Genomic DNA, 26,152 nt, shown 5'->3' with positions numbered 1-26,152 from the left:
TCAGACGTCGACGGCCGCCCGCTGCTCGTAGAGGCGGTCGCGCCCCGGCTCGGCACCGGCGGTGGGAATCAGCAGCGCGAACACCACGGCCACGCCCGCGGCAGCCGCAGCGACCAGCACGGCGATCCGGAACGCCGTCAACGTCGGTAGCTCGCCGCCCGCGAAGGACATCGTCAACCCCGCCAGGATGGCGGCCATCACCGCACTGGAGATGGACGTGCCAAGCGATCGCGCCAGGGAGTTGATCCCGTTGGCGGCCGCCGTCTCCGACACGGGTACGGACGCGTTGATCAGCGCGGGCATCGACGCGAACGCGAAGCCGACACCGACGCTCACCGCCACGTTGAAGACCAGCATCAGCGGCGCGCTGCCGATCATCCACAGCCCGGCCAGGTATGCGACGCAGATGATGGCGCCCCCAACTACGAGGGTGAACCGGGGACCACGACGGCCCGCGATCCTCGCCGCGATCGGCGCTGCCAGCATCATCGCCAATCCGCCTGGCGCAAGCCACAAACCGGTGTGGAGCATCGACTGTCCCAGGCCGTACCCCGTCTCGGCGGGTAGCTCCAGGATCTGCGGTCCGATGAGCGACATCGCGAACATGGAGAAGCCGATGCCGATCGACGCCAGGTTGGTGGTGAGCACCGGCCGCCGAGCGGTGGTGCGCAGGTCGACGATCGGCGACGCCGACCGCAGCTGCCAGAAGCCGAACAGTGCGAACACCACGGCCGACGCGCCGAACATGGCCAGTGTGGTCGGACTGGTCCAGCCCCAGGTCTGTCCCTTGGTGATGCCGAGCAGCAGCGTCACCAGGCCGGCGGCGAGGCCGATCACGCCGGGGACGTCGAGCCGGTCCGCGGACACGGCGGCCACGCCGGGCACCAGGAAGAAGAACAGCAGCGACGACGTGACTCCGAGGGCCGCGGCGAACCAGAACAGGACGTGCCAGTCGAATTGCTGTGCGATCACCGCGGACAGCGGCAACCCGAGCGCGCCGCCGACTCCCAGCGATGCGCTCATCAATCCCATTGCGGCCCCGACCCTCTCGGCGGGTACACAGGCACGCAGCACACTGATGCCCAGCGGGATGATCGGCATGCCGAAACCCTGAAGGCCACGTCCGACGATGAACGGCAGCAGGGAACTGGTCAGCGCCGCGATGAGCGACCCGGCGGTGAGGATCAGCGCGCAGGCGGTCAGGATCCGCTTGGGGCCGTACATGTCGCCGAGCCTGCCGAAGACCGGAGTCGCCACGGCGGCCGTCAACAACGTCGCCGTGATCGCCCATGACGCATCGGACGGGTTGGCGTTCAACAATTTCGGTAGTTCGGGAATCAGTGGAATGATCAACGTCTGCATCAGCGACACGCTGATGCCAGCCGCGGACAACACGGCGACCAGGATGCCGGGATGCGCCGTCGCCGAGGACTGCGATTCAGGCCCAGAGGCGCGTCGACCCACGTGGCCGAACGCTACACGTTAGTTGCGCTAGGCAAAACTTCCGCCGCGAGGACCGTCAGACCAGGGCACGCAACGCCGGGAGCAACAGTGCGAGCGCGCGGCCTCGATGCGACGCCGCGTCCTTCTCGGCCGGGCTCAGCTCGGCAGCCGAACGATTCGAACCGTCCGGCACGAAGATCGGGTCGTAGCCGAACCCGCCGTCACCGCGCGGCGCTCTCGCGATGCTGCCGGTCCACTCCCCCCGCACCACGGTCTCCCCCGCGGCAGACACCAGCGCGCAGGCCGACACGAACGCCGCGCCGCGACGGTCATCGGGTACGTCCCCCAGTTGACCGAGGAGCAATCGAAGGTTCGCCCCGTCGTCACCGTGCGCGCCCGCCCACCGGGCCGACAGCACGCCGGGCATCCCGTTCAGTGCGTCCACCGAGAGCCCGGAGTCGTCGGCAACGGCCGGGAGTCCGGATGCGGTGAACGCGTCGCGCGCCTTGGCCAACGCGTTCGCCTCGAACGTCGCGCCCGTCTCGGGAGCCTCGTCGAACGGAGCGACGTCGGCCAATGACAGCAGTTGCAAACCGGTCACGCCTGCGCCGTCGAGCACGCGGCGGAGTTCGGCCAGCTTCTTGGGGTTGCGGCTGGCGACCAGCAATTCGGTCAGATTCCGAATGCCTTCTTGCTAGGGGACGTCGGCTCCGGGAGCTCACCGGGGTACGGCAGCTCGAGTGCCTCACGCTGCACGACGAACAGCTGCTCGCACGCGGCAAGGGCCGCGTCGAGCATCTTGTCCAGCGTCGACCGCGGGAACGTCGCGCCCTCGCCGGTGCCCTGAATCTCGACCAACGTTCCGGTGTCGGTGGCCACCACGTTCATGTCGACCTCGGCGCGCGAATCCTCCTCGTACGGCAGGTCGGTGCGCACGCGCCCGTCCACCACGCCGACGGATACCGCGGCGATGGCACACGACAGCGGCCGCGGGTCCGACAGCCGCCCGGCCGCCGAAAGATAGGTCACTGCATCCGCGAGCGCCACGTAAGCACCGGTGATCGCCGCGGTGCGGGTGCCGCCGTCGGCCTGGAGGACGTCGCAGTCGATGGCGATCGTGTTCTCGCCGAGTGCACCGAGGTCGATGCACGCCCGCAGCGACCGCCCGACGAGGCGGCTGATCTCCTGGGTCCGACCGCCGACCTTGCCCCTGACCGATTCACGGTCCGAACGGGTATGGGTGGCGGCGGGCAGCATGGCGTACTCCGCGGTCAGCCAGCCCTGGCCCGAGCCCTTGCGCCAGCGCGGCACGCCCTCGGTGACGCTGGCCGTGCACATGACCCTGGTCTGACCGAACTCGACGAGCACCGATCCGGCCGGATGCTTGGTGAAACCACGGGTGATGACTACCGGTCGCAACTCGTCGTCGAGTCGTCCGTCTTCTCGTCTGGACACCGGCCAACCCTAAACGACGACTAGTGCGCGACGACCTCGAAGGTCTCGTTGCACACCACGGCGTGCACCGGTCCGTCGAACTCGGCCTTCGCCTCGCTGATGACGTCCTCACGCGAGGTCCACGGCGGGATGTGCGTCAGCAGCAGTTCGCGCACACCGGCCTTGGCCGCGGTACGTCCGGCTTCGGCACCGGAGAGGTGCAGTCGCGGAGGCCGGTCGGGGGAATCGGTCCACGACGCCTCGCAGAGGAAGACGTCAGCATCGCGGGCGAGCTCGATCAGCTGGGGGCAGTACCCGGTGTCGCCGCTGTAGACCAGCGTCGCGCCCGACGGATCGGTGAAGCGCATGCCGTAGGACTCCGTGGGGTGGCACACCAGCCGCGGCAAGACGGTGAGCTCGCCGATCTGAACCTCTTCGTTGTCCACCCACTGATGGATGTCGAAGATGTCGGAGAAGTCATCGATCTCGCCGCCCTCGGGTGAGGACGCCGCCCCCAGCCGCGACCACGTATCGGCCGGGCCGTACATCAGCGCACGACCCTCGGGAGGCGACGGGTGGTAGCGGCGCCAGACGAAGAGGCCGGGAAGGTCCAGGCAGTGGTCGGCGTGCAGGTGCGAGAGGAGAACGCTGACGGTGCCCGGGTCGGCGTGACGCTGCAGCGCGCCCAGCACGCCGCCGCCGAAGTCGACGACCAGCGGGGGCGTGTGCGGCGCCGTCACCAGATAGCCCGAAGCAGGCGAATCCGGCCCGGTGACGCTACCGGAACAGCCCAGTACGGTGATTCGCACGCCCATTAGCTTGCCATGCCCGATGAGCGTGTGACGAAAACATCACCGCATTGCGCACCGAGTGTCATGATCTGACGCCATCGTGACGCGTGACCTGCGACGGGGCGATCGCGATGCAGAGGCCCCCGCGCGGGCCGGTGTGGCGAACGCCTCAATTCAGCAAGGGGTCAGATCGACAGCTGCTGGGCAGGTCCGGTCGTGCGCGTGGCCCTGGCCTTGCGCTCCGGTCCCGAGAGCAGATAGGCGGCGACGACGCCGGCGATCCCGCCGCACAGATGCCCCTGCCAGGACACCCCGAACGTGCCGGGGAGTGCACCCCAGAGGATGCCGCCGTACACGAGGAACACGATGATCCCGACGATGATCTGCCACGCGTGGCGGGTGAAGAACCCGAAGACGATCAGGAACGTCAGCCAGCCGAAGATCAACCCGGAGGCGCCGATGTGGTTGGTCTCCACACCGTAGGGAGCACCGAGGTTCCCGATCAGCCACGTCCCGAGCCCACCGAGGATCCAGACGATCACGGTGGCGTAGATGAACCGAGACATGCCGGCCAGTGACACCAGGAAGCCGAGCACCAACGCCGGGACCGTGTTCGCGACCAGATGGGCCCAGTTCGCGTGCAACAGCGGCGCCCAGAGGACGCCCCACAGCCCGTCCACCTCGAGCGGCCGGATGCCGTCCTCCTCCAGTCGACTTCCCGACACCTGATCGACGGCCTCGATGACGTAGAGCAGGGCGACGAAGCTGACGATCGTGACGCCGCCGACCATCCAGCCCGGCCGCTTCTTCTCGGCGACGGCCGGCGTAAGTCCACTCATGCCCATAGCTGCCCTTCCAATGCGTCCTCCGCATCGTCCAGGCTACCGGCGTAGGCGCCGGTCGACAGATACTTCCACCCGGCGTCGCACACGATGAACGCGATGTCTGCACGCTCGCCGGCCTTGCGCGCCTTGGTCGCCATGCCCAGCGCGGCGTGCAGGATCGCCCCCGTCGAGATGCCCGCGAAGATGCCCTCGACCTGGACCAGCTCGCGGGTGCGCCTGACGGAGTCGAACGAGCCGACCGAGAAGCGGGTCGTCAGCACGTCGGGGTCGTACAGCTCGGGCACGAAGCCCTCGTCGATGTTGCGGAGCGCGTACACGCCTTCGCCGTAGCGCGGTTCGGCCGCCACGATCTGCACGCCCGGCGCCTTCTCGCGCAGGTAGCGCCCGGTGCCCATCAGCGTGCCCGTCGTACCCAGCCCCGCGACGAAGTGCGTGATCTCCGGGAGATCGGCGAAGATCTCCGGCCCGGTCTCCTCGTAGTGCGCCGCCGCGTTGGCCGGGTTGCCGTACTGGTAGAGCATGACCCACTCGGGGTGTTCGGCGGCGAGTTCCTTGGCCATCGCGACCGCGGTGTTCGAACCGCCCTCCGCAGGTGAGTAGATGATCTTCGCGCCGTACAGCTCGAGCAGCTGGCGCCGCTCGATCGACGTGTTCTCCGGCATCACGCAGATCATGCGGTAGCCCTTGATGAGCGCGGCCATGGCCATCGAGATGCCGGTGTTGCCGCTCGTCGGCTCCATGATCGTCGCCCCCGGGGTCAACAGCCCATCGCGCTCGGCCTGCTCGATCATCCGCAGGGCCGGGCGGTCCTTGATGGAGCCCGTCGGGTTGCGATCTTCGAGCTTGGCCCACAAGCGCACATGGGGGCTGTCCGGTTCGTCGTGCCACTGCGGCGAGAGCTTCTGCAACCCCACCAGCGGTGTGTTGCCGAGCGCCTCGAGCAGCGTGTCGTAACGCATGCGTACCTCTCACTCACCCGCCAGCTACGGCGGGCAGGATCGTCACCGAGTCGCCGTCGGCGATCTCCGTCGCCAGCCCACCGGAGAACCGGACGTCTTCGTCGTTGACGTAGACGTTGACGAATCGGTGCAACTTGTCGCCGTCGACGATGCGTTCGGTGATGCCCGAATAGTTGGCTTCGAGGTCTGTGATGACGGCCTGAAGCGTGTCACCGGTGGCGGTGACACGCTTCTCGCCGCCGGTGTGGGTGCGCAGGATGGTCGGGATGGACACAGAAACGGACATGTGACGGTCTCCTTCAGATCTTCTGGTATTGCTCGACGATGGTGACGGGTTCCTCGGTGACGACGCCGTCGACGATGCGGTAGCTGCGCAGCTCGTGCTCGTCGGGGTCGCGCGTCGAGACGAGGACGTAGTGCGCGTCGGGTTCGGAGGCGTAGCTCACGTCGGTCCGGCTGGGGTAGGCCTCGGTCGCGGTGTGGGAGTGGTAGATGACGACGGGTACCTCGTCGGCGTCGTCCATCGCGCGCCACACCTTGAGCTGTTCACCCGAGTCGAAGCGGTAGAACGTCGGGGACCGCTCGGCGTTGTCCATCGCGATGAAGCGCTCCGGCCGCGCGGTCCCCTCTGGCCCGGCAATCACTCCACACGCCTCGTCGGGGTGATCGGCGCGCGCATGGGCCACCATGGCCTCCACCAACTCGCGTCGAATCGTCAGCACGTCAAGACGGCCCTTCCCGGTATTGCCCCGTCGCCCGCACGTTTGCGAACGCTCCGGGCAACATGCTGCGGTAGGTGGGTATTCCAGCCACCGTCTCGGCGGCCAGCGCGCCGACCATCACCGCACGCGCCAGACAGTCGGCGGCGGCCGCCCCGACGATCGTCGTCAACTTGGTCTCGGGGGACATCGCCGCCGGGGTGACCCCCTTGCCCGTCGGCACGATCTCCACGGCGCCGGTCGAGAGCACGAACACGGTGTCACCGTCCAACGGCGTGTGCGCGGGCCGCATGGTGCGCGCCAGGCCGTCCTGGGCGGCCACGGCCACCCGCTTGCAGGCGGCCTTGCTGAGCGCGGCATCGGTGGCGATGACGGCGATGGTGGTGTTCAGCGGCGACTCGTCAGCGTCGCGTGCGGCGTAGGCGGCAATCTCGTCGGCGGGCGGTGCCGTCAGCCCTAGCGCCGCGATGAGGTCGGCCATCCACGGCAGTCCGGTCTGCGGATCGACGACGTTGCCCGCGGAGTTCACCGCCACGATCGCGCCGACGGTCACCCCGAGTTCGTCGAGGGTCACCGATGCCGTGCCCAGGCCGCCCTTGAGGACTCCGGCGCGCGCACCGACGCCCGCGCCGACGTTGCCGACCGGCACCTCGACCCCCGCCGCCTCTGCGGCAGCGAACCCAAACTCCGCGGTCGGGCGGCACTGCCAGCCGCCGACCGGAAGGTCGAAGATGACCGCGGCGGGCACGATCGGGACGAGGCCGCCATCCATCACCACGCCGCGGTCGTGCTGCTCGAGCCATTGCATGACACCGTCGGCCGCGGCGAGTCCGTACGCGCTGCCGCCCGTCAGGACGACGGCGTCGACGTAGCGGACGCTGTTGGCCGGATCGAGCAGGTCGGTCTCCCTGGTGCCGGGCGCGCCGCCGCGCACGTCGACCGCACCGGTGGTGCCCGGCGGGGTGAGGACGACCGTGGTGCCGCACGCCCAGCCGGTGCCCAGCGTCGCATCGGCGTCCAACCGGTGATGGTTCCCGACGAGGATGCCCGACACGTCGGTGATCGAGCCCGTCACGTCCGCCCGCCCCCGCGATTTCGGCGCGCTTTCGTTCGCTCAGCGACCGTTTGCGCGCCGAAATCGCGCATCAGCGCTTGCCCATCAGCCCGAGAACCAGGTACTCCTGCAGCACGGTCAGCCATTGGTATACGTCGAGATGCCCGGCCATCGGATGTTCGGCGGGCAGGTGGTCCGGACCCTCGGGGCCAATCTCGAGCATCGTGCCGAGTGCGAGCCGGATGTCGTTGACGCAGGCGGTCCAGCAGTGCGCGTCGTCCTCGGTGATCTCGAACCTGCCGCCGGCCAGGGGTAGCGTGGCCAACAGTCGTTGTCCGGCATGTCTTTTCGCGTCGATGATCTCCGGTTCGTGCAGACTGCGCAGCGCACTGTTGAGACTCTCGGCGGTACGGGAACCGGCGGGGTGGTCATGCTGCGGCCGGAAGAAGTCGGGCAGCAGGCGCAACATCGTGTCATCGTCGGGCGGCTGCGAATGACCGGTCCGCATACCCGTCAACTCTTCGAGTTCATCTGTGGGCGAAGAGCTCTCGCGATCGACCAGCATGTCCATCAACGAGTTGACCAGGCTCTGCAGCAACGTCGCCTCGTGGGCGGCGAGGGTCGACCGAAAACGCACACCCTGAGCCGTCTCAACACGCTTCCACTTGCGCACGCCATGTACTCCCGGAGCTCAGCGATCCTGCTGCATCGTGGCCCAGAGCCCCGCTGCGTGCAGTTTGGTCACGTCGACCTCCATGGATTCGCGGCTGCCCGACGAGACCACGGCCTTGCCTTCCTCGTGCACCTGGAGCATCAGCTTGTTGGCGTGCTGCTCGCTGTAGCCGAAGAGCTTCTGGAACACGTACGTCACGTACGACATCAGGTTCACGGGATCGTCCCAGACCAGCGTCACCCACGGACTGTCGGTGGCTTCCTGCTCGTCCGTCGCCGGATCCACCACGCGTTCCTCGCGAGTCCCTGGCTGGGTTCGCGCCGGCGTAACCATGCCGCCCAGGATAGACACCGACCTCGGCGACGGTCCGAACGGCTACGGTTGGCGCTGTGGCTACCGATCAGGTGCATGCGGCGACGGCTCTGCTCACCGACAAGTACGAGCTGACGATGCTGGCGGCCGCACTTCGCGACGGCACCGCCCACCGACGGACCACGTTCGAGATCTTCGCGCGCCGGCTCCCCGACGGTCGGCGATACGGCATCGTCGCCGGCACGGGCCGGTTCCTGGAAGTGTTGCCGCAGTTCACCTTCGACGACACCGCGCTCGCGGTGCTCGCGGACTTCCTGGACCCGGACACCTTGGCGTATCTGGCCGATTACCGGTTCACCGGCGACGTCGACGGCTACGCCGAGGGTGAGCTGTACTTTCCCGGCTCCCCGGTGCTGTCGGTGCACGGCACGTTCGCCGAGTGCGTGCTGTTGGAGACCTTGGCGCTGTCCATCTTCAATCACGACTGCGCGATCGCCTCGGCAGCTGCGCGCATGGTCAGCGCGGCCGAGGGGCGGCCTCTCATCGAGATGGGGTCGCGGCGCACTCACGAGATGTCCGCCGTCGCCGCCGCCCGCGCCGCGTACGTCGCAGGCTTCACGGGTACGTCGAATCTCGAGGCGCAGCGGCGGTACGGCGTTCCCGCGTTGGGCACCAGCGCCCACGCATTCACCCTGCTGTACGCCTCCCCCGACGGGCCCGACGAACGGGCCGCGTTCCGCGCGCAGGTCAACGCCCTCGGCGTCGGCACCACCCTGCTCGTCGACACCTACGACATCAGTGCGGGCGTGGCGAATGCCATCGCCGTCGCGGGTCCCGGGTTGGGCGCCGTCCGCATCGACTCCGGCGATCTCGGCGTGCTCGCCAGGCAGGTCCGAAGCCAGCTCGACGAGTTGGGCGCCACAGCCACCCGCATCGTCGTGACGAGCGATCTCGACGAGTTCGCCATCGCCGCCCTGCGCGCCGAACCCGTCGATTCCTACGGGGTCGGCACGTCCCTCGTCACGGGGTCTGGCGCGCCGACGGCGGGCATGGTCTACAAACTCGTCGAGGTCGATGGCATTCCGGTCGCGAAGCGCAGCAGCCACAAGGAGTCTCACGGCGGCCGCAAGCAGGCCCACCGGCTGGCCAAGTCGACCGGCACCGTCGTCGAGGAGATCGTGCACCTGGCCGACCAGCCCCCCGCGACGCCCCGGGGACTGGTCGCCACCGAGCTGGCCCAGCCGCTCGTGCGCGGCGGGCAGACGGTCGCCGACCTCGACATCGCCCGGGCTCGCGAGCGTGTCGCGGCGAGTCTGCACAGCCTCCCGTGGGACGGGTTGAAGCTCTCCCGCGGCGAGCCCGCGATTCCCACCCGCATGGTCGACGCCACGCGCCAGGCCTGAGGAGGAGACACGGGCGGCGTCAGAGAGCTGCTGGACACGGCCGTTGCCGCCCTCGGCGGTACGGAGCGGAGCGGTCAGATCGAGATGGCCGAGGCGGTCGATCATGCCTTCGAGACCGGTGAGCACCTCGCCGTCCAGGCAGGCACCGGGACCGGGAAGTCGCTGGCCTATCTGGTGCCCGCCATCAAACGGGCCATGGAACGCGCCGAGCCGGTGATCATCTCGACCGCCACCATCGCGCTGCAACGTCAGTTGTTCGACCGCGACCTGCCGCGACTGGCCGACGCCCTGACCGGCGAGGTACCCCGCCGCCCCGAGTTCGCACTTCTCAAGGGACGCGGAAACTATCTGTGCCTGAACAAGATTCACAATGGTTCAGCCGAGTCCGCCGACGACGTGCCGCAGGATGAGCTGTTCGATGCCGTGGCCACGACGGCACTGGGCCGCGAGGTCAAGCGCCTGACCGAATGGGCGTCGGACACCGAGACCGGTGACCGCGACGAGGTCACGCCAGGCGTCGCCGACCGGTCGTGGAGCCAGGTCAGTGTCTCGGCCAGGGAGTGCATGGGCGCGGCGCGCTGCCCCTTCGGCACCGACTGCTTCGCCGAGAAGGCACGGGGTGCCGCCGGCTCGGCAGACATCGTCGTCACCAACCATGCACTGCTGGCCATCGACGCCATCTCCGAGGTCAACGTGCTGCCCGAGCATGAACTTCTCGTCGTCGACGAGGCCCACGAACTCGTCGACAGAGTGACCAGTGTGGCCACCGGCGAGTTGTCGGCCACCATGCTCGGCGTCGCTCTGCGCCGCGCGTCCCGGCTCGTCGATCCCGAACTCGCGCAACGGTTCGAGGCCGCGACCGCCACCTTCTCGTCGGCCCTCTACGACGCCGAGCCCGGGCGCAAGGACGTCCTCGACGAGGAGATGTCGACCTACCTGACCGTGCTGAGGGACGCCGCGGACAAGGTCCGCTCGGCGATCGACACCGCGCCCACCGATCCCAAGGCCGCTGCCGCGCGCAACGAGGCCGTGACGGCGTTGAACGACGTCAGCGATATCGCCTCGCGCATCCTGACGTCGTACGGGCCTGCCATCCCCGACCGTTCCGACGTGGTGTGGCTGGACCACGAGGAGGGACGGGCATCGGGCAAACGCGCAATCCTGCGGGTGGCACCGCTGTCGGTGGCGAATCTGTTGCGCAACAGGCTGTTCGAGCAAGGCACCGTCGTGCTCACGTCCGCGACCCTGACCATCGGCGGGAACTTCGATGCGATGGCGCGGGCGTGGGGGCTCGCGATGGACGGCGAGTCGAAGACCGGCTGGAAGGGGATCGACGTCGGCTCCCCCTTCGCGCACGCCAAGGCGGGCATCCTCTACGTCGCCGCCCACCTGCCGCCGCCGGGACGCGACGGCAGCGGATCGGCCGAGCAACTCGACGAGATCGAGGGGCTCATCACCGCGGCCGGGGGCCGGACGTTGGGGCTCTTCTCGTCGATGCGCGCCGCGAAGGCCACCGCCGAGGCGATGCGGGGCCGACTCGACACACCGGTGCTCTGCCAGGGCGAGGACACCACCTCGGCGTTGGTTCGCCGCTTCGCCGAGGACGCCGAGACGTCACTCTTCGGCACGCTGTCGCTGTGGCAGGGCGTCGACGTGCCGGGGCCGTCGCTGTCGTTGGTGCTGATCGACCGAATTCCGTTCCCCCGCCCCGACGACCCGCTCATCACCGCACGCCAGCGCGCGGTCGCCGCGCACGGCGGGAACGGGTTCATGGCGGTCGCGGCCAGCCACGCCGCGCTACTCCTCGCCCAGGGCGCCGGACGACTGCTCCGCCACGTCGACGACCGCGGTGTCATCGCCGTTCTCGACTCGCGGATGGCCACCGCCCGTTACGCGGGCTTCCTGCGTGCCTCGCTGCCGCCGTTCTGGGCGACCACCGATCCGGGGCAGGTCCGCAAGGCGCTGGAGCGCTTGCGCACGACGTGAGGCGCAGGTCACGTCGGCGTCGGCGGCCGAACTTGGGATCGGGGTGCTCCGCTGTCACTATCCTGGCTGAAATTGACGTGCGCGCCGTCCCGGCCGGACGGAGACGAAAGGGCGGCGATGAAGCGACGGCACCTCGCGGGCAGCGTGTTGGGTCTGGTCGGCACCACCCTGCTCCTGACGTCGTGCGCGACGACGTTGCAGGGCACGCCGGTCTCGGTGTTCGCCGACCCCTTCAGCGTGGCGGGCATGCCCGCGGTGAACGGCCCGACGGGCCTGCGCGATGACGCCGAGGCTCCGTCTCGCGACGTGAGCAACACCGACGGCGGCAAGATCGACGACCTCGCCGCCAGTGCGGTCAGCGATATCGAGGAGTTCTGGGCCAGCCGCTTCGGTGAGACCTTCGACGGGGAGTTCACCCCCGTCGAGGAGCTGGTCTCGTGGGATTCCACCGACTACGAGGACGTCGCGTTCTGTGGCGACAACGTCGCCGGGTTGGTCAACGCCGGGTATTGCTTCGACGAGAACACCATCGGCTGGGACCGCGGTGAGCTGCTTCCGCAGTTGCGCGACGCCAACGGCGACATGGCGGTGAGCATGGTGCTGGCCCATGAGTACGGGCACTCGGTGGCGCACCAGGCGGATCTGACCAGTGAGAAGACGCCGACCATCGTCGGCGAGCAGCAGGCCGACTGCCTGGCGGGGGTGTACATGCGCTGGGTGGCCGAGGGCAACTCCCCGCGCTTCACGCTCAGCACCGCCGACGGCCTCAACAACCTGCTCGCGGCGGTGATCGCCTTCCGCGACCCGCTGCTCAACGAGAGCGACTCCGAGGTCGGCGAGGACGAACACGGTTCGGCCTTCGAGCGGGTGTCGGCGTTCCAGTTCGGGTTCACCGACGGCGCGGCGTCGTGCGCGGCGATCGACCTCGAGGAGATCAAGCAGCGCCGCGGCGATCTGCCGCTGCTACTGCCCGACGACCAGACCGGCGAGCTGCCGGTCACCAGGGAGTCGGTGCAGTCCATCGTCGACGCCATGAACGTCGTCTTCAGCCCCGCCGATCCGCCGCAGCTGAGCTTCACCGACGGCGAGTGCCCCGACGCCCGCGTCGGCGGACCGGCGTCGTACTGCCCGGCGACCAACACGATCACGGTCGACCTGCCCGCCCTCCAGGAGTTGGGCGCGCAGAACGCCGATGACAGCGGGGTCGTCACCGGCGACAACACGGCCTACTCGGTGGTGGTCTCGCGCTTCATGCAGTCGATCCAGAACGAACGCGGCGGCGTTGCGCTCGACAACGCCGAGGCCGCGCTGCGCACCGCGTGTCTGACCGGAGTCGCGACCGTCAAGATGACCGAGAACATCACCACCCCCGGCGGAGACACCATCGCGCTGACGGCCGGCGACGTCGACGAGGCCGTGTCGGGCATCCTGGTCAACGGTCTGGTGGCCAGCGACGTCAACGGCGATTCGGTGCCGTCGGGCTTCTCGCGCATCGACGCCTTCCGGGTGGGCGTGCTCGGCGACCTGGACCGCTGCTTCAAACGCTTCGACTAAACCCCTCACCCGTCGCGATTTCGGCGCGAAAACGTTCGTTGAGCGAACGGGAACGCGCCGAAATCGCTGGGCTCAGACGACCTTGGTCTCGCCGTAGTAGGCCACGATCGCGTCGGACATCTTGGTCGAACGGCTCAAGAACGCGTACGACCGAATGAAGGACTGGCCCACGCAGCCGTCGATCTTGACGTGGAAGTTACTGATCATGACCCACGGTTCGGCGCCCTCGTAATCCTTCTTCGTCACCGGGACGACGTTGATGATGCCCGGCTTCAGACCTACGGTCACACCGCCGCCGATGTTGCCGCCGATGCCCGGCAGGATGCCGTCCGGCTCAGGGGAGATGACATCGGTCCCGAGGATGCCCAACGACGAGTTGAGCCCGACCGTGCCGGTCAGCGAGACACCGTTCGACGTACTCATGTCGATGCCGCAGCCGATCTGGTAGCCCACCTCGATCGTGCCGCCAGGAACCTCGGCCTCCTCGGGGCCGGCCAGCGAACCCGTGAACGTCCCGCCGACCACGTATTCGCGTGAGGAGAGCGCGGTGGTCAGAGGTGCACTGATCATCTGCGTCTCGTCCTTGGCCGACAAGGTCAGCGTCCAGCCGTCCGGCGTCTTGAGCATCTGCGGCGGCGGCGATACGACACGGCCGTCGTCGATGGGCGGCGCCGCGTCGGGTGCCGGTTCCACGGCCGCCACCGGTTGGCCACCCGGATCGGGGTCGGCGCCGGCCACCGGCACGGGAGTCAACACGACGATCGACACGCAGACGGCCATGACTTCCAGGTGGCGACGGCGCACGACGAACTCCCTCATTGACGGTTCTGGCCGAACTTACAGCGCGTAGTAGGGCCTGCTACGCGGAGTGCCCAAACGTGTCGATCACACCGTCGGCAGACGCATGACGAAGCCGGCTTCCAGCGCCACCCACAATGCTCCGTCGGGCCCGATCGCCAGCCCGTGCGGATCACTGCCCGCGGGGAGATCGATGATCGCCACCTCGCCATCGGCGCTGACGCGGGCGATCTGATCGGCACCCCACAGGCTGACCCACACCCCACCGACCGGATCGGCGATCACCGCGTGCGGCTTGCCCGGCAGATCCAGCTCCTGCATCGCCTCGTGCAACGGAATGCGCCCCACCTTGTCGGCGAGGATCTCGGTGAACCACACCGCGTCGTCGTGCGTGCCCGCGATGCCGACGGGGCCGGCGCCCGGCGTCGGCAGCTTGCGCAGGGTCACCACGTCGCGGTCGAGTCGACCGATCGCGTTGGCCTGGTTCAACGTGAACCACAGCGCGCCGTCGGGTCCGGACGCGATCATCGACGGCATCCCACCCGGCGCGGCCACCTCGCCGATCTCGCCGTCGACGGTGATCCGGCCGATCACGCCGGTGCCCGACGCGGCGAACCACAGCGCCCCGTCCGCCCCGGCGGTGATGCCGAGAGGCACACTGCCCGAACGCAATTCGAAGGCCGTGAGCTCACCTTCCGTCGAGATCCGCCCGATCCGGTCGTCGCCCGCACACGTGAACCACAGCGCGCCGTCGGGCCCGGCCGTGATGATCGACGGCTTGCTGTCCGGCGCCAGCGGATACACCTCCAGGTCCCCGTCGTGGGTGACCCGCGCAATCGCACCCCGGTGCACCAGCGTCACCCACATGGCACCGTCCGATCCCGCCGCCAGCGCGTACGGCCCCCCGTCGACGGCGACCTCGAAGATGCGGCTCACGCCAACGTGACGAGACCCAGCTCGTCGTCGGCGGCGAGCAACCGATGGTGAGGGAGCACCCGAACGGTGTATCCGACCCGGCCGGCGACCTGCAGAGCGGTCGTGGTCGAGAAGATCTCCTTGCCGTCGGCGGAGCCGGTGTGGGTCATCGGCACCGTGACGGGATCGAGCAGCGCATCGCTGGCGTCCACCCTGCCCACGGCGGCCTGGACGACCACCTCGTCGGGCCGCAGGTCCTCGAGGTGCACCATGGCGGTCAGCGTCAGTTCCGAGCCGAGCAGCGGAGTGTCCGGCAACCCGTAGCCGTCGACGTCGGTGATCTTCACCTTCGGCCAGGCGTTCCGGGCGCGCTCGCAGTACGCCGCCAGGTCGTGTGCCGCGCCGAACGGCACGCCCTCGACCGCCTCCACGGTGCGGTGCAGCGACTGCGCCGCCGGTACGTAGTACTTCTCGGTGTAGTCGCGAACCATCCGCGACGCCAACACCTTTGGCCCCAACACCTGCAGCGTGTGCCGCACCATCTCCATCCAACGACGCGGGATCCCGTGTTCGTCGCGTTCGTAGAATCGCGCCGTCACGGACTTCTCGAGCAGTTCGTAGAGGGCGGCGGCCTCCAGGTCGTCGCGCCGCGCCTCGTCGGCGAGTCCGTCGGCCGTCGGGATCTCCCAGCCGTTCTCGCCGTCGTACCACTCGTCCCACCACCCGTCGCGGATCGACAGGTTCAGACCACCATTGAGGGCGCTCTTCATCCCCGACGTGCCACACGCCTCCAAAGGTCGCAGCGGATTGTTGAGCCACACGTCGCAACCCCAGTAGAGGAACCGGGCCATCGACATGTCGTAGTCGGGTAGGAAGGCGATGCGATGGCGCACCTCGGGCCGGTCGGCGAACCGCACGACCTGCTGGATCAACGCCTTGCCGCCGTCATCGGCGGGATGAGACTTGCCCGCCACGATCAACTGCACCGGTCGCTGCTCGTCGAGTAGCAGCTTCTCCAAGCGCTCCGGGTCCCGCAACATCAACGTCAGCCGCTTGTAGGTCGGCACCCGCCTGGCGAATCCGACCGTCAGCACGTTCGGATCGAAGGCATCTGCGATCCAACCCAATTCGGCATCGGCCGCACCCCGCTCCAGCCACGAACGCCGCAGCCGTCGCCGCACGTCGTCGATCAACAGCGAGCGCAGCTGGGACCGGATCCACCACAGGTGCCCCGGGTCGACCTCCTGCAGCCGCTGCCAGACCGCGGGCTCGTTGGGCGAGCGCAACCCTTCGTCGCCGACGAGTTCGCGGCCGAGTTCCAGCCACTGCGGGGCAGCCCACGTCGGGGCGTGCACGCCGTTGGTGATGGACCCGATGGGCACCTCGTCCTGATCGAACCCCGGCCACAGATCGTTGAACATGCCCCGGCTCACCCGGCCGTGCAAGAGAGACACCCCGTTGGCGCGCTGCGCCAACCGCAGACCCATGTGGGCCATGTTGAACTTCGACGGGTCCTCCTCCTCGGCGCCGAACCCGATGATCCGATCGACGGGCACGCCGGGCAGCAGCGCGGAGGAGTCACTGGCTGCAAGATCTGCCGTCGTCCCGCGGCCGCCGAAGTACCGTTCGACCATCTCGACGGGGAACCGGTCGATGCCTGCGGGCACCGGCGTGTGGGTGGTGAACACCGTGCTCGACCGGACCACGGCCAGCGCCGTGTCGAAGTCGAGCCCCCCGTCGGTGACGAGCTCACGGATCCGTTCGACGCCCAGGAATCCGGCGTGGCCCTCGTTCATGTGGAACACCTGCGGTTCCGGCAACCCCTCGACGGCGGTGAACGCCCTGATCGCCCGCACGCCGCCGATGCCGGCCAGGAGTTCCTGCTTGATCCGGTGCTCCTGATCGCCGCCATACAGCCGATCGGTCACCGAGCGCAGTTCGTGTTCGGTTTCGGGGATGTCGGAATCCAACAGCAGCAACGGAATTCGTCCGACCTGCGCCACCCACACCCTGGCCTTGAGCTCGCCGGCGTCGGGCATGGCGAGGCCGATCAGCACGGGTTGCCCCGCAGCGTCGGTCAACAGTCGCAACGGCAAGCCCTGCGGATCGAGTGGTGGGTAGTCCTCGTGTTGCCAACCGTCGGCGGTCAGGGACTGGCGGAAGTATCCCGACCGGTAGTACAACCCCACCGCGATCAGCGGAAGCCCGAGGTCGGATGCCGACTTCAGGTGGTCGCCGGCCAGGATGCCAAGCCCGCCCGAATAGTTCGGCAGCACCTCGGAGACGCCGAACTCCATGGAGAAGTAGGCGATGCCGGTCGGCCAGGAGCCTGTCGCGTCATCCTTCTGCATCTCCTGATACCACATGGGACGGGTCAGATAGGTGTCCAACGCAGCCGCCAGGTAGTCGAGCCGACTCAGGAACGCGTCATCGCCGGCAAGCTCGTCGAGTCGCTTGGGATTCACCCCGCCAAGAAGCGCGACCGGGTCCTGACCCAACTGTTCCCACAGGTCGGAATCGATTGTGGCGAACAACTCTTGCGTCGGCGTATCCCACGACCATCGCAGGTTGACCGAGAGTCGTTCGAGTGCCGCGAGACGCTCGGGTAGGTGGGCACGGACGGTGAACCTTCGTAGCGCCTTCACGCGACTTCACCCTACCGACTCGACGGGTCCGCGCGGGAGACCGATCGTGATGACATCCGGCCCATGGGGTTGAGCCGGACACTACGGTGGGTATAGGGCGCGACGAGGTAATCGATGACACGACAGCCCCCGGTCGATCCGTGGGCGTGAGGAGAAGTGGTGGCCGGACGAATCGAGATCGATGACGTCGCGCCCGTGGTTTCGCATGGCCGGTATCCGGCCAAGGCCGTGGTCGGCGAAGTGGTCCCGGTCAATGCGGTGGTCTGGCGAGAGGGCCATGACGCGGTGTCTGCGACGCTGGTGGTCCGCTATCACGGAGACACCTATCCCCAGCTGGCGGCGGCGCCCGCCGGATTGGCCGCCCCCCACGTGGAGGCGGTGCCGATCGAGGAGGTCGTCGGCCTCTCCCAGCGGGTCAAGCCACAGCGACTGCCCATGGAGCCGGGTGCTGAACCCGACTTCTTCCACGGGCAGTTCGTTCCCGACACCGTCGGGCTGTGGACGTTCCGGGTGGACGGCTGGGGAGACCCGATCGCCACGTGGCGCAAGAACGTCACGGCCAAGCTGAACGCCGGACAAGGTGAGGCCGAACTCGACAACGACCTCCTGATCGGCGCGCAACTCTTCGAACGCGCCTCTACCGGTGTGCCGCGCCAAGACCGCTATCCCCTATTGGAGGCGGCGAAGAACCTCCGCACAGCGGGCGACCCGTTCACCCGGGCCGGTGCCGCGCTCGCCCCCGAAGTGACCGTGCTGCTGCACGACTATCCGCTGCGGGAGTTGATCACGCGCGGAAACCAGTACGGCGTGTGGGTCGATCGACCCCTGGCGCGCTTCAGCGCCTGGTACGAGATCTTTCCGCGCTCGACGGGTGGCTGGGACGGTGACGGCAAACCCGTGCACGGCACGTTCGCGACGGCCACCAAGACGCTGCCGCGCATCGCCCGGATGGGTTTCGACATCGTCTACCTGCCGCCGATCCACCCGATCGGAAAGGTGCACCGCAAGGGGCGCAACAACAGCGTGACCGCGGCGCCGAGGGACGTGGGCTCGCCGTGGGCGATCGGCAGTGACGAGGGCGGGCACGACGCGGTGCATCCGGCCCTCGGCACGATCGAGGACTTCGACGACTTCGTCGAACAAGCCCGCGGCGAGGGCCTCGAGGTCGCGCTCGACTTGGCATTGCAGTGCGCGCCGGACCACCCGTGGGCCAAGGACCACCCCGAGTGGTTCACCGTCCTGCCCGACGGCACCATTGCCTACGCCGAGAACCCGCCCAAGAAGTACCAGGACATCTATCCGGTCAACTTCGACAACGATCCGGCGGGCATCTACGCCGAAGTGCTTCGCGTCGTCAAGTTCTGGATGTCTCACGGCGTCAAGGTGTTTCGGGTGGACAACCCGCACACCAAACCGCCGAACTTCTGGGCCTGGCTGATCGGTGAGGCCAAGAACGTCGACCCCGACGTGCTGTTCCTGGCCGAGGCCTTCACCCGCCCCGCGCGTCTGTTCGGGCTGGCCAAGCTCGGATACACGCAGTCGTACACCTACTTCACCTGGCGCACGGCCAAGTGGGAGTTGCAGGAGTTCGGCGAGCAGATCGCCGAGCACGCCGATTACGCCCGCCAGAGTTTGTGGGTCAACACGCCAGACATTCTGCACGAGAGCCTCCAGTACGGCGGGCCCGGAATGTTCGCGATCCGGGCGGCGATGGCCGCGACGATGAGCCCGACGTGGGGGGTCTACTCCGGCTACGAACTGTTCGAGCATCAGGCCGTCCGGGAGGGCAGCGAGGAGTACCTGGACTCCGAGAAGTACGAACTGCGACCCCGCGACTTCGATGCCGCCCTGGCGTCGGGTCGATCGCTCGAGCCGTTCCTGACGCGCCTGAACGAAATCCGCAAACTCCACCCCGCGTTGAGCCAACTGCGCACCATCAAGTTCCACGCCATCGACAACGACGCGCTGCTGGCCTACAGCAAGTTCGACCCCATCACCGGCGATTGCGTGCTGGTGGTGGTGACGTTGAACCCGTTCGGCCCGGAGGAATCCACCCTGTGGCTCGACATGGCCGCGCTGGGGATGGCCGACTACGACCGATTCTGGGTGCGCGATGAAATCACCGGCGACGAATACCAATGGGGCAACGCCAATTACGTTCGCATCGACCCAGTGCGCGCCGTCGCCCACGTCCTGAACATGCCGTCAATACCGATCGACAAGCGGCTCGAGTTGCTTCGGAGGGAAAAACTCTCATGACCCGCACCAATGACCTCGCCACAGCGCGCCTGCGCCCCGACGACGCCGACCTCGGCCGCCTGCTGGGTGGACACCACCACGATCCCCACTCGGTGTTGGGAGCGCACGAATACGATGACCACACCGTCATCCGCACGCTCCGTCCGAATGCCCAGGCAGTAGTCGCGATCGTCGGAGGTGAACGATTCCCGTTCTCCCACGTCGAGTCCGGCCTGTTCGCCGTGGCCGTGCCGTACACCGACCTGGCCGACTACCGACTGGAGGTCAGCTATGCGGGCGAGGGTGACACTCCCCACGTTCACACCGCGGCCGACCCGTACCGCTTCCTGCCGACCCTCGGCGAGATGGACCTGCACCTGTTCTCCGAGGGCAGGCACGAGCGGCTGTGGGAGGTCCTCGGTGCCCACCCGCGCAGCTTCACCACTCCCGACGGCGAGGTCGAAGGTGTTTCCTTCGCCGTGTGGGCGCCGAATGCCAAGGGCGTCAGCCTGATCGCAGACTTCAACCACTGGGCGGGCAACGAGGCTCCGCTGCGCACACTCGGGTCGACGGGCGTCTGGGAGGTCTTCTGGCCCGGCTTCCCGACCGACGGGCTCTACAAGTTCCGCATCCACGGTGCCGACGACGTCGTCACCGAGCGCGCCGACCCCATGGCGTTCGCGACCGAGGTGCCGCCGCAGCGGGCCTCGCGCGTCAACATCAGCGAGTACACGTGGAGCGACGACGACTGGATGTCGGAACGCGCCATGAAGAATCCGGTGTTCGAACCGATGAGCACCTACGAGGTGCACCTGATGTCGTGGCGGCCGGGTCTGACCTATCGCGAACTCGCCACGGAGCTCACCGATTACGTCGTGGAACAGGGATTTACGCACGTCGAGTTGCTGCCCGTCGCCGAGCATCCCTTCGGCGGTTCGTGGGGTTATCAGGTCACCTCGTACTACGCGCCGACGTCGCGGCTGGGCAGTCCCGATGACTTCCGCTTCCTGGTGGATTCGCTGCACCAGGCAGGGATCGGCGTACTCGTCGACTGGGTGCCCGCCCACTTCCCGAAGGACGCGTGGGCTTTGGGGCGGTTCGACGGCACCCCGCTCTATGAGCACTCCGATCCCCGCCGTGGTGAGCAATTGGACTGGGGCACCTACGTATTCGACTTCGGCCGCGCCGAGGTGCGCAACTTCCTGGTGGCCAATGCGCTCTATTGGCTGCAGGAGTACCACGTCGACGGGTTGCGGGTGGACGCCGTCGCGTCGATGCTCTACCTCGACTACTCCCGACCCGAGGGCGGCTGGAGTCCCAACATCTACGGCGGGCGCGAGAACCTCGAGGCGGTGCAGTTCCTGCAGGAGATGAACGCGACCGTCCACAAGATCGCTCCCGGCATCGTGACCATCGCCGAGGAGTCGACGTCGTGGCCCGGCGTCACCCGACCGACGAGCCTTGGCGGCCTTGGCTTCTCGATGAAGTGGAACATGGGCTGGATGAACGACTCGCTGGCGTTCATCCAGCGCGACCCGATCCACCGCACCTTTCACCACCACGAGATCACATTCTCGATGATCTATGCGTTCAGCGAGAACTTCGTGCTGCCCATCAGCCACGACGAGGTCGTGCACGGCAAGGGCACTCTGTGGGGACGCATGCCGGGTGACGACCACATGAAGGCGGCCGGCGTGCGCGGTCTCCTCGCCTACCAGTGGGCTCACCCGGGCAAGCAGCTGCTGTTCATGGGTCAGGAGTTCGGTCAACGCGCCGAATGGTCCGAGGAGCGTGGCCTGGACTGGTTCCAGTTGGACGAGGACGGCTTCTCCGGCGGCATCAAGCGCATGGTTCGCGACGTCAACGAGGTCTACAAGTCCCGTCGGGCCCTCTGGTCGCGGGACTCCAGCCACGAGGGCTACTCGTGGATCGACGCCAACGACTCGGCGAACAACGTGCTGAGCTTCCTTCGGTACGGCGACGACGGGTCCGTGTTGGCCTGCGTGTTCAACTTCTCCGGAGCCGAGCACGCGCACTACCGACTCGGGCTGCCACACGTCGGCACCTGGCGTGAGGTGCTCAACACCGACTCCGACGTGTACAACGGCTCGGGCATCGGCAACTTCGGTGCGGTCGAGGCCACCGACGAGCCGTCGCACGGGCGCCCTGCGTCGGCGGTCATGGTGCTACCACCGCTGGCCGCGGTCTGGTTCGAACCCTCTACTCCAAGTCCTCCAAGCGATTTCGGCGCGTAGACGTTCGCTGAGCGAACGTTTACGCGCCGAAATCGCGAGTCAGTAGAGCGCGTTGGCGAGGTTGCGCCGGCCGGCGATGACCCGCGGGTCGTCCTGCGGGAACAGCTCGAACAGCTCGACCAACCGAGTGCGCACCGTGGTGCGATCGTCACCGGCGGTCGTTCGCACCAGACCGATCAGGCGGTTGACGGCCTCGACGACCAGATCCTGGGTCACCTCGACGTCGGCGGCGGCGAAGGCGGCCTCGATGTCGCCGGGTGCGGCGTCGGCGACGGCGATGGCGTCGGCGGGCTGGACGGTCGCACGCTTGAGGAACGCGATCTGGCGGAGCGCATCCTTGGCCTCGACGTGATTGGGCTGGGCGTCCAGAATCGCCTGGTAGGCGGCGATGGCCTCATCGAACTCCGCGTCGTCCCACAGGGACCGCGCCCGCTCGAGCTCGGGGTCGACCTCCTCGGCGTTCTCGGATTCGTCGCCCGCCAGCTTTCCCGCCGTGGCACCGAGCAGCGAGTCGATCCAGCGTCGCAGTTGCTCCGGGGGCTGAACGCCCTCGAAGCTCGAGATGGGCTGGCCACCGGCGACGGCGACCACCGTGGGCACGGCTTGCACGCCGAACACCTGCGCGACCCGAGGCGCGGTGTCGACGTTGACCGTGGTGAGTGCCCACGTGCCGCCATCGGCGTTGGCGAGAGCCGCCAGCGCATCGCCAAGCTGGGTGCTGGCCTCGCTGCGCGGGGTCCACAGCAGCACGACGACGGGAACCTGGTTGGACCGGGCGAGCACCTCGGCTTCGAGGTTCGCCTCGGTGATGTCGAGACCCACGGGGCCGGCGCTGGCCGCGCCCTCACGCGATGGTGGGGGTTGCTTGAGCGCCGAGAGGTCAACCGCACCCGCCAGCGCGGGGCCGACGGAAGGTCGTGGTCGTGTCACGCGGTCAAGTTTGTCACGTCGTTTCGGCGACGGGCGGAGTGGCCACGGTGGTACCGCCGAAGCTCACCCGACCCGATCGTTCCGCCCAGATGAGGAAGATCACACTGCCCAGCGGCACGATGCTCCCCAGCAACGCCAGAAGCCAGGTCGACACCGCCCACTTGAACGCGATTCCGACCAGCAGCGCCGTTGCGACGAACGCGACGAACACCAGGCCGTGGGCCATTCCAAAGATCTTCACACCGACCTCGGTGCGCGGCGAGCCCAGGTACTTGAAGTACATCCCGACCAGCAGCCCCACCCAGGTGACGGCTTCGGTGAAGGCGATGATCCGGAACCAGCCAGCAGCCCTGTGACGATCGACGGTGGTCTTCATGGCCCCATTGTGCCCGACGGCGACGTCAGCTACTACGTCGCGTCGTTTGAGGTCGGGCCGACCGGTCCGGCAACCCTCAGGGTCGCCGCAGGATCAGCGCGTCGCCCTGCCCGCCGGCCCCGCACAACGCGGCGACCGCATACCCCGAACCACGGCGGGCCAACTCCAGCGCCGCGTGCAGGGTGATCCGGGCGCCGGACATTCCGATCGGGTGCCCGATGGCGATCGCTCCGCCGCTGATGTTGACGCGTTCACTTGCGATGCCCAGCTCCTTCGTCGACGCCAGCGCTACCGCCGAGAACGCCTCGTTGATCTCGATGACGTCGAGGTCGTCGAGGCTGATGCCCTCCTTGGCGATGGCCTTCTTGATCGCGTTGGCGGGCTGGCTTTGCAGCGTCGAATCGGGTCCGGCGACCACGCCGTGCGCGCCGATCTCACACAACCAGGTCAGGCCCAGCTCCTCGGCCTTGGCCTTGTTCATCACCACGACGGCGCACGCGCCGTCGGAGATCTGCGATGCCGAGCCTGCGGTGATGGTGCCGTCCTTGCGGAACGCGGGCTTGAGCCCGGCCAGCGATTCGGCGGTGGTGTTGGCGCGGATGCCCTCGTCGGTGGTGAACTCGATCGGGTCGCCCTTGCGCTGCGGGATCTGCACGGGCACCACCTCGTCGGCGTACACGCCGTCCTTCCAGGCCGCCGCAGCCTTCTGATGCGAGAGTGCGGCGAACTCGTCCTGCTGAGCCCGGGTGAATTCGTCGACGTCGTTGCGCTGCTCGGTCAGGGCGCCCATCGGCTGGTCGGTGAACACGTCGTGCAGACCGTCGTAGGCCATGCTGTCGAGCGCGGTGACGTCGCCGTACTTGTACCCCGCCCGACTGTTCATCAGCAGGTGCGGCGCCTGCGTCATCGACTCCTGGCCACCTGCGACGACGACGTCGAACTCGCCCGCCCGGATCAACTGGTCGGCAAGCGCGATCGCGTCGATACCGGACAGGCACATCTTGTTGATGGTCAGCGACGGCACGTCCCAGCCGATGCCTGCGGCCACCGCGGCCTGACGAGCGGGCATCTGCCCTGCGCCCGCGGTCAGGACCTGACCCATGATCACGTACTCCACCGCCGAGGCCGCCACCCCGGCCTTGTCGAGAGCGCCCGCGATGGCGATCGCACCCAGGTCACTGCCCGAGAAGTCCTTGAGCGAACCCATCAACTTGCCGACCGGCGTGCGAGCTCCCGCAACGATCACCGACGTCGTCATGTGCTACCTCCAGAGGCGTTGTGAAGGACTGTGTGGCCTATCACACTTACGTAAACAATCGGGTAAAGGTTACCGTGACTAAATGACCACCGAGCATGTTGGTGCACGTCCGGCCCTCGCCAGCGCACTGGTAACCGCCGTCGACCACGTGGGCATCGCCGTGCCCGACCTGGACGTCGCGATCAAGTGGTACCACGACCACCTCGGGATGATCGTGCTGCACGAAGAGGTCAACGACGATCAGGGCATCCGCGAGGCCATGCTGTCGGTCCGTGGCGCCGCCAAGGGCAGCACCCAGATCCAGCTGATGTCACCCCTGGACGAGACGTCCACCATCGCCAAGTTCATCGACAAGCGCGGACCTGGACTGCAGCAGTTCGCCTACCGGGTGAGCGATCTCGATGCGTTGTCCGAGCGGTTGCGCGAAGACGGCGTGCGGCTCATCTACGACACGCCACGACGCGGCACCGCGCAGTCGCGGATCAACTTCATCCACCCCAAGGACTCCGGTGGTGTGCTCGTCGAACTCGTCGAACCCGCCGCCGACGAGGACTGACCGGCACTAACGGCTAGGACCACGTCCTGGTCGGTCCGCGGTTCGACCGGTTGGTCCAGCACGGCGTATGCCAGTGTCGGCGGTCCTCGACCGCGGACTCGCCAAGATCGGCCGGCCACACCACCACATGCGACACGCTCGGCTTGATCTCGTGGTCGCAACCTGGGCATCGATAGGTCTTGACGGCCCTCGACGCGGCGACCACCTTGACGTCGTAGTCGTACCCGTCCGGCCCGACCTCGATGCGGCGCGGCGCCGGGAGCGGCGGCATCGTCCGCTGCTTTCGTGGTGGGCTGCGGCGCTTGGCCATCCGACCATCCTACGGCGTCAGAACAACCGGAACTCGTTGCTGTCCAATCCGCGCATCTGATCGTAATCCAATGTGACACAGCGTATTCCACGGTCGACGGCCAGAGTTCGGGCCTGCGGTTTGATCTGCTGGGCGGCGAAGACACCACTGACCGGGGCCAGCACGGTGTCGCGGTTGAGCAGTTCGAGGTAACGGGTCAGCTGCTCGACTCCGTCGATCTCACCCCTGCGCTTGATCTCGACGGCCACCGAACGCCCCAGTTCGTCGCGGCACATCAGGTCCACCGGGCCGATCGCGGTCATGTACTCCCGCCGCACGAGCGTGTACCCGACGCCAAGCAACTCGACGTGCTCGGCGAGCAGCACCTGCAGATGAGCTTCCACACCGTCCTTGACCAGACCCGGGTCGACGCCGAGTTCGTGGCTGGAGTCGTGCTCGACGTCCTCGACGGTGATGCGGAGCTGTTCGCCGGCCTTGTTCTCCACCACCCAGACCGGACTCGGGCCGCCGGCTTCCTCGACGATCCAGCACGGCGGGCTCATCCAGTTCAGCGGTTTGTAGGCGCGGTCGTCGGCGTGCACGCTGACCGACCCGTCCGACTTGATCAGCAGCAGCCGACGCGCGGAGGGCAGATGGGCGGTGAGGCGGCCGACGTAATCGACGGTGCACTGGGCGATGACGAGGCGCACCGAACCACC

At 67.8% G+C, this 26,152-nt stretch carries 25 protein-coding genes; 6 read left to right on the top strand and 19 right to left on the bottom strand.

The annotated features are described in order from the left end of the window. From QUE68_RS07880 to clpS, 11 genes are all read right to left on the bottom strand, one after another. Positions 1–1,362 carry an MFS transporter gene (locus QUE68_RS07880; protein ID WP_286275766.1) on the bottom strand — a complete coding sequence of 454 codons (1,362 nt, stop codon included), beginning with the start codon at positions 1,360–1,362 and terminating at the stop codon, positions 1–3. Between the two features lie 157 nt (positions 1,363–1,519). Then, positions 1,520–2,119, bottom strand: coding sequence for an RdgB/HAM1 family non-canonical purine NTP pyrophosphatase (gene rdgB / locus QUE68_RS07875; protein WP_286275765.1), 600 nt, complete (start codon positions 2,117–2,119; stop codon positions 1,520–1,522). After that, positions 2,116–2,898, bottom strand: a complete 783-nt coding sequence (rph, locus tag QUE68_RS07870; RefSeq protein WP_286275387.1) for a ribonuclease PH — start codon at positions 2,896–2,898, stop codon at positions 2,116–2,118. The genes rdgB and rph overlap by 4 nt, the downstream gene beginning before the upstream one ends. A gap of 20 nt (positions 2,899–2,918) precedes the next feature. Further along, complete coding sequence (locus tag QUE68_RS07865; RefSeq protein WP_284225423.1) at positions 2,919–3,692, bottom strand: cyclic nucleotide-degrading phosphodiesterase; 774 nt, start codon at positions 3,690–3,692, stop codon at positions 2,919–2,921. Positions 3,693–3,853: 161 nt separating this feature from the next. Next, a complete protein-coding gene (locus QUE68_RS07860) occupies positions 3,854–4,513 on the bottom strand; it encodes a rhomboid family intramembrane serine protease (protein ID WP_284225422.1) in 660 nt (219 codons plus the stop codon). After that, entirely contained in the window at positions 4,504–5,472 is a 969-nt protein-coding gene (locus QUE68_RS07855) for a PLP-dependent cysteine synthase family protein (RefSeq protein ID WP_284225421.1), read from the bottom strand. Before QUE68_RS07855 ends, QUE68_RS07860 begins: the two co-directional genes overlap by 10 nt. Before the next feature lie 13 nt (positions 5,473–5,485). Beyond that, positions 5,486–5,758, bottom strand: a complete 273-nt coding sequence (locus tag QUE68_RS07850; RefSeq protein WP_284225420.1) for a MoaD/ThiS family protein — start codon at positions 5,756–5,758, stop codon at positions 5,486–5,488. A gap of 13 nt (positions 5,759–5,771) precedes the next feature. Next, entirely contained in the window at positions 5,772–6,194 is a 423-nt protein-coding gene (locus QUE68_RS07845) for a M67 family metallopeptidase (protein ID WP_284225419.1), read from the bottom strand. A 1-nt stretch (position 6,195) separates the two neighbouring features. Continuing rightward, on the bottom strand, positions 6,196–7,266 hold the full coding sequence (locus tag QUE68_RS07840; RefSeq protein ID WP_284225418.1) for a P1 family peptidase: 1,071 nt from the start codon (positions 7,264–7,266) through the stop codon (positions 6,196–6,198). 70 nt (positions 7,267–7,336) lie between these two features. Beyond that, positions 7,337–7,918: an oxidative stress transcriptional regulator AosR gene (gene aosR, locus QUE68_RS07835; protein ID WP_284225417.1), complete on the bottom strand. Its 582-nt coding sequence runs from the start codon at positions 7,916–7,918 to the stop codon at positions 7,337–7,339. Positions 7,919–7,936: 18 nt separating this feature from the next. Further along, a complete protein-coding gene (clpS, locus tag QUE68_RS07830; RefSeq protein WP_284225416.1) occupies positions 7,937–8,251 on the bottom strand; it encodes an ATP-dependent Clp protease adapter ClpS in 315 nt (104 codons plus the stop codon). Between the two features lie 116 nt (positions 8,252–8,367). Here clpS and QUE68_RS07825 point away from each other — a divergent pair, with 116 nt between their 5' ends. The 3 genes from QUE68_RS07825 to QUE68_RS07815 all read left to right on the top strand — a co-directional run bounded on the left by QUE68_RS07825 (position 8,368) and on the right by QUE68_RS07815 (position 13,173). Continuing rightward, positions 8,368–9,633 carry a nicotinate phosphoribosyltransferase gene (locus QUE68_RS07825; protein WP_286275764.1) on the top strand — a complete coding sequence of 422 codons (1,266 nt, stop codon included), beginning with the start codon at positions 8,368–8,370 and terminating at the stop codon, positions 9,631–9,633. Between the two features lie 84 nt (positions 9,634–9,717). Next, positions 9,718–11,619: an ATP-dependent DNA helicase gene (locus QUE68_RS07820; RefSeq protein WP_284233430.1), complete on the top strand. Its 1,902-nt coding sequence runs from the start codon at positions 9,718–9,720 to the stop codon at positions 11,617–11,619. A gap of 117 nt (positions 11,620–11,736) precedes the next feature. Beyond that, positions 11,737–13,173 (top strand): neutral zinc metallopeptidase, encoded by a 1,437-nt coding sequence (locus tag QUE68_RS07815; protein ID WP_284225413.1) that lies wholly within the window; start codon positions 11,737–11,739, stop codon positions 13,171–13,173. A gap of 72 nt (positions 13,174–13,245) precedes the next feature. Here QUE68_RS07815 and QUE68_RS07810 read toward each other — a convergent pair whose 3' ends face one another. From QUE68_RS07810 to glgP, 3 genes are all read right to left on the bottom strand, one after another. Continuing rightward, positions 13,246–13,953: an MspA family porin gene (locus QUE68_RS07810; RefSeq protein ID WP_284230758.1), complete on the bottom strand. Its 708-nt coding sequence runs from the start codon at positions 13,951–13,953 to the stop codon at positions 13,246–13,248. A gap of 105 nt (positions 13,954–14,058) precedes the next feature. Beyond that, positions 14,059–14,907, bottom strand: coding sequence for a virginiamycin B lyase family protein (locus QUE68_RS07805; RefSeq protein ID WP_284225412.1), 849 nt, complete (start codon positions 14,905–14,907; stop codon positions 14,059–14,061). Beyond that, positions 14,904–17,531 carry an alpha-glucan family phosphorylase gene (gene glgP / locus QUE68_RS07800; RefSeq protein WP_284225411.1) on the bottom strand — a complete coding sequence of 876 codons (2,628 nt, stop codon included), beginning with the start codon at positions 17,529–17,531 and terminating at the stop codon, positions 14,904–14,906. The genes QUE68_RS07805 and glgP overlap by 4 nt, the downstream gene beginning before the upstream one ends. Before the next feature lie 159 nt (positions 17,532–17,690). On the opposite strand from glgP, the gene QUE68_RS07795 reads away from it, so the two are divergent. Together QUE68_RS07795 and glgB are read left to right on the top strand one after the other, a co-directional pair. Next, a complete protein-coding gene (locus QUE68_RS07795) occupies positions 17,691–19,790 on the top strand; it encodes an alpha-1,4-glucan--maltose-1-phosphate maltosyltransferase (protein ID WP_284225410.1) in 2,100 nt (699 codons plus the stop codon). Beyond that, entirely contained in the window at positions 19,787–22,024 is a 2,238-nt protein-coding gene (gene glgB, locus QUE68_RS07790) for a 1,4-alpha-glucan branching protein GlgB (protein ID WP_284225409.1), read from the top strand. The genes QUE68_RS07795 and glgB overlap by 4 nt, the downstream gene beginning before the upstream one ends. Positions 22,025–22,063: 39 nt before the next feature. Here the strand turns inward: glgB and QUE68_RS07785 are convergent, their stop codons facing one another. The 3 genes from QUE68_RS07785 to QUE68_RS07775 all read right to left on the bottom strand — a co-directional run bounded on the left by QUE68_RS07785 (position 22,064) and on the right by QUE68_RS07775 (position 24,588). Further along, positions 22,064–22,954 carry a tetratricopeptide repeat protein gene (locus tag QUE68_RS07785; protein WP_284225408.1) on the bottom strand — a complete coding sequence of 297 codons (891 nt, stop codon included), beginning with the start codon at positions 22,952–22,954 and terminating at the stop codon, positions 22,064–22,066. Between the two features lie 13 nt (positions 22,955–22,967). Continuing rightward, positions 22,968–23,330 (bottom strand): DUF3817 domain-containing protein, encoded by a 363-nt coding sequence (locus QUE68_RS07780; RefSeq protein ID WP_284225407.1) that lies wholly within the window; start codon positions 23,328–23,330, stop codon positions 22,968–22,970. 76 nt (positions 23,331–23,406) lie between these two features. Further along, the gene (locus QUE68_RS07775) at positions 23,407–24,588 is read right to left on the bottom strand and encodes an acetyl-CoA C-acetyltransferase (RefSeq protein WP_284225406.1); all 1,182 of its coding nucleotides are present in this window, start codon (positions 24,586–24,588) and stop codon (positions 23,407–23,409) included. 82 nt (positions 24,589–24,670) lie between these two features. Here QUE68_RS07775 and mce point away from each other — a divergent pair, with 82 nt between their 5' ends. Next, positions 24,671–25,144 (top strand): methylmalonyl-CoA epimerase, encoded by a 474-nt coding sequence (gene mce / locus QUE68_RS07770; protein ID WP_284225405.1) that lies wholly within the window; start codon positions 24,671–24,673, stop codon positions 25,142–25,144. Positions 25,145–25,157: 13 nt separating this feature from the next. On the opposite strand, the gene QUE68_RS07765 is transcribed toward mce, so the two are convergent. Both QUE68_RS07765 and nucS read right to left on the bottom strand, forming a co-directional pair. Then, positions 25,158–25,454, bottom strand: a complete 297-nt coding sequence (locus QUE68_RS07765; RefSeq protein WP_284225404.1) for a hypothetical protein — start codon at positions 25,452–25,454, stop codon at positions 25,158–25,160. A gap of 17 nt (positions 25,455–25,471) precedes the next feature. Beyond that, positions 25,472–26,143, bottom strand: coding sequence for an endonuclease NucS (gene nucS, locus QUE68_RS07760; protein WP_284225403.1), 672 nt, complete (start codon positions 26,141–26,143; stop codon positions 25,472–25,474). Positions 26,144–26,152: the final 9 nt, after the last annotated feature.

The sequence above is a fragment of the Mycolicibacterium sp. TUM20985 genome (assembly GCF_030295745.1).
Lineage (GTDB): Bacteria > Actinomycetota > Actinomycetes > Mycobacteriales > Mycobacteriaceae > Mycobacterium.
Note: the sequence above shows the minus strand (reverse complement) of the source record. Positions and strands in the feature narration are given on the sequence as shown.

Bases quoted from the DNA above. Each gene is read 5' to 3' on its own strand.
- QUE68_RS07880 (WP_286275766.1), bottom strand. From the start codon at position 1,362: ATGCAGACGTTGATCATTCCACTGATTCCCGAACTACCGAAATTGTTG.
- QUE68_RS07865 (WP_284225423.1), bottom strand. From the start codon at position 3,692: ATGGGCGTGCGAATCACCGTACTGGGCTGTTCCGGTAGCGTCACCGGG.
- QUE68_RS07860 (WP_284225422.1), bottom strand. From the start codon at position 4,513: ATGGGCATGAGTGGACTTACGCCGGCCGTCGCCGAGAAGAAGCGGCCG.
- QUE68_RS07855 (WP_284225421.1), bottom strand. From the start codon at position 5,472: ATGCGTTACGACACGCTGCTCGAGGCGCTCGGCAACACACCGCTGGTG.
- QUE68_RS07850 (WP_284225420.1), bottom strand. From the start codon at position 5,758: ATGTCCGTTTCTGTGTCCATCCCGACCATCCTGCGCACCCACACCGGC.
- clpS (WP_284225416.1), bottom strand. From the start codon at position 8,251: ATGGTTACGCCGGCGCGAACCCAGCCAGGGACTCGCGAGGAACGCGTG.
- QUE68_RS07825 (WP_286275764.1), top strand. From the start codon at position 8,368: ATGCTGGCGGCCGCACTTCGCGACGGCACCGCCCACCGACGGACCACG.
- QUE68_RS07820 (WP_284233430.1), top strand. From the start codon at position 9,718: ATGGCCGAGGCGGTCGATCATGCCTTCGAGACCGGTGAGCACCTCGCC.
- QUE68_RS07815 (WP_284225413.1), top strand. From the start codon at position 11,737: ATGAAGCGACGGCACCTCGCGGGCAGCGTGTTGGGTCTGGTCGGCACC.
- QUE68_RS07810 (WP_284230758.1), bottom strand. From the start codon at position 13,953: ATGGCCGTCTGCGTGTCGATCGTCGTGTTGACTCCCGTGCCGGTGGCC.
- glgB (WP_284225409.1), top strand. From the start codon at position 19,787: ATGACCCGCACCAATGACCTCGCCACAGCGCGCCTGCGCCCCGACGAC.
- QUE68_RS07780 (WP_284225407.1), bottom strand. From the start codon at position 23,330: ATGAAGACCACCGTCGATCGTCACAGGGCTGCTGGCTGGTTCCGGATC.
- QUE68_RS07775 (WP_284225406.1), bottom strand. From the start codon at position 24,588: ATGACGACGTCGGTGATCGTTGCGGGAGCTCGCACGCCGGTCGGCAAG.
- mce (WP_284225405.1), top strand. From the start codon at position 24,671: ATGACCACCGAGCATGTTGGTGCACGTCCGGCCCTCGCCAGCGCACTG.
- QUE68_RS07765 (WP_284225404.1), bottom strand. From the start codon at position 25,454: ATGGCCAAGCGCCGCAGCCCACCACGAAAGCAGCGGACGATGCCGCCG.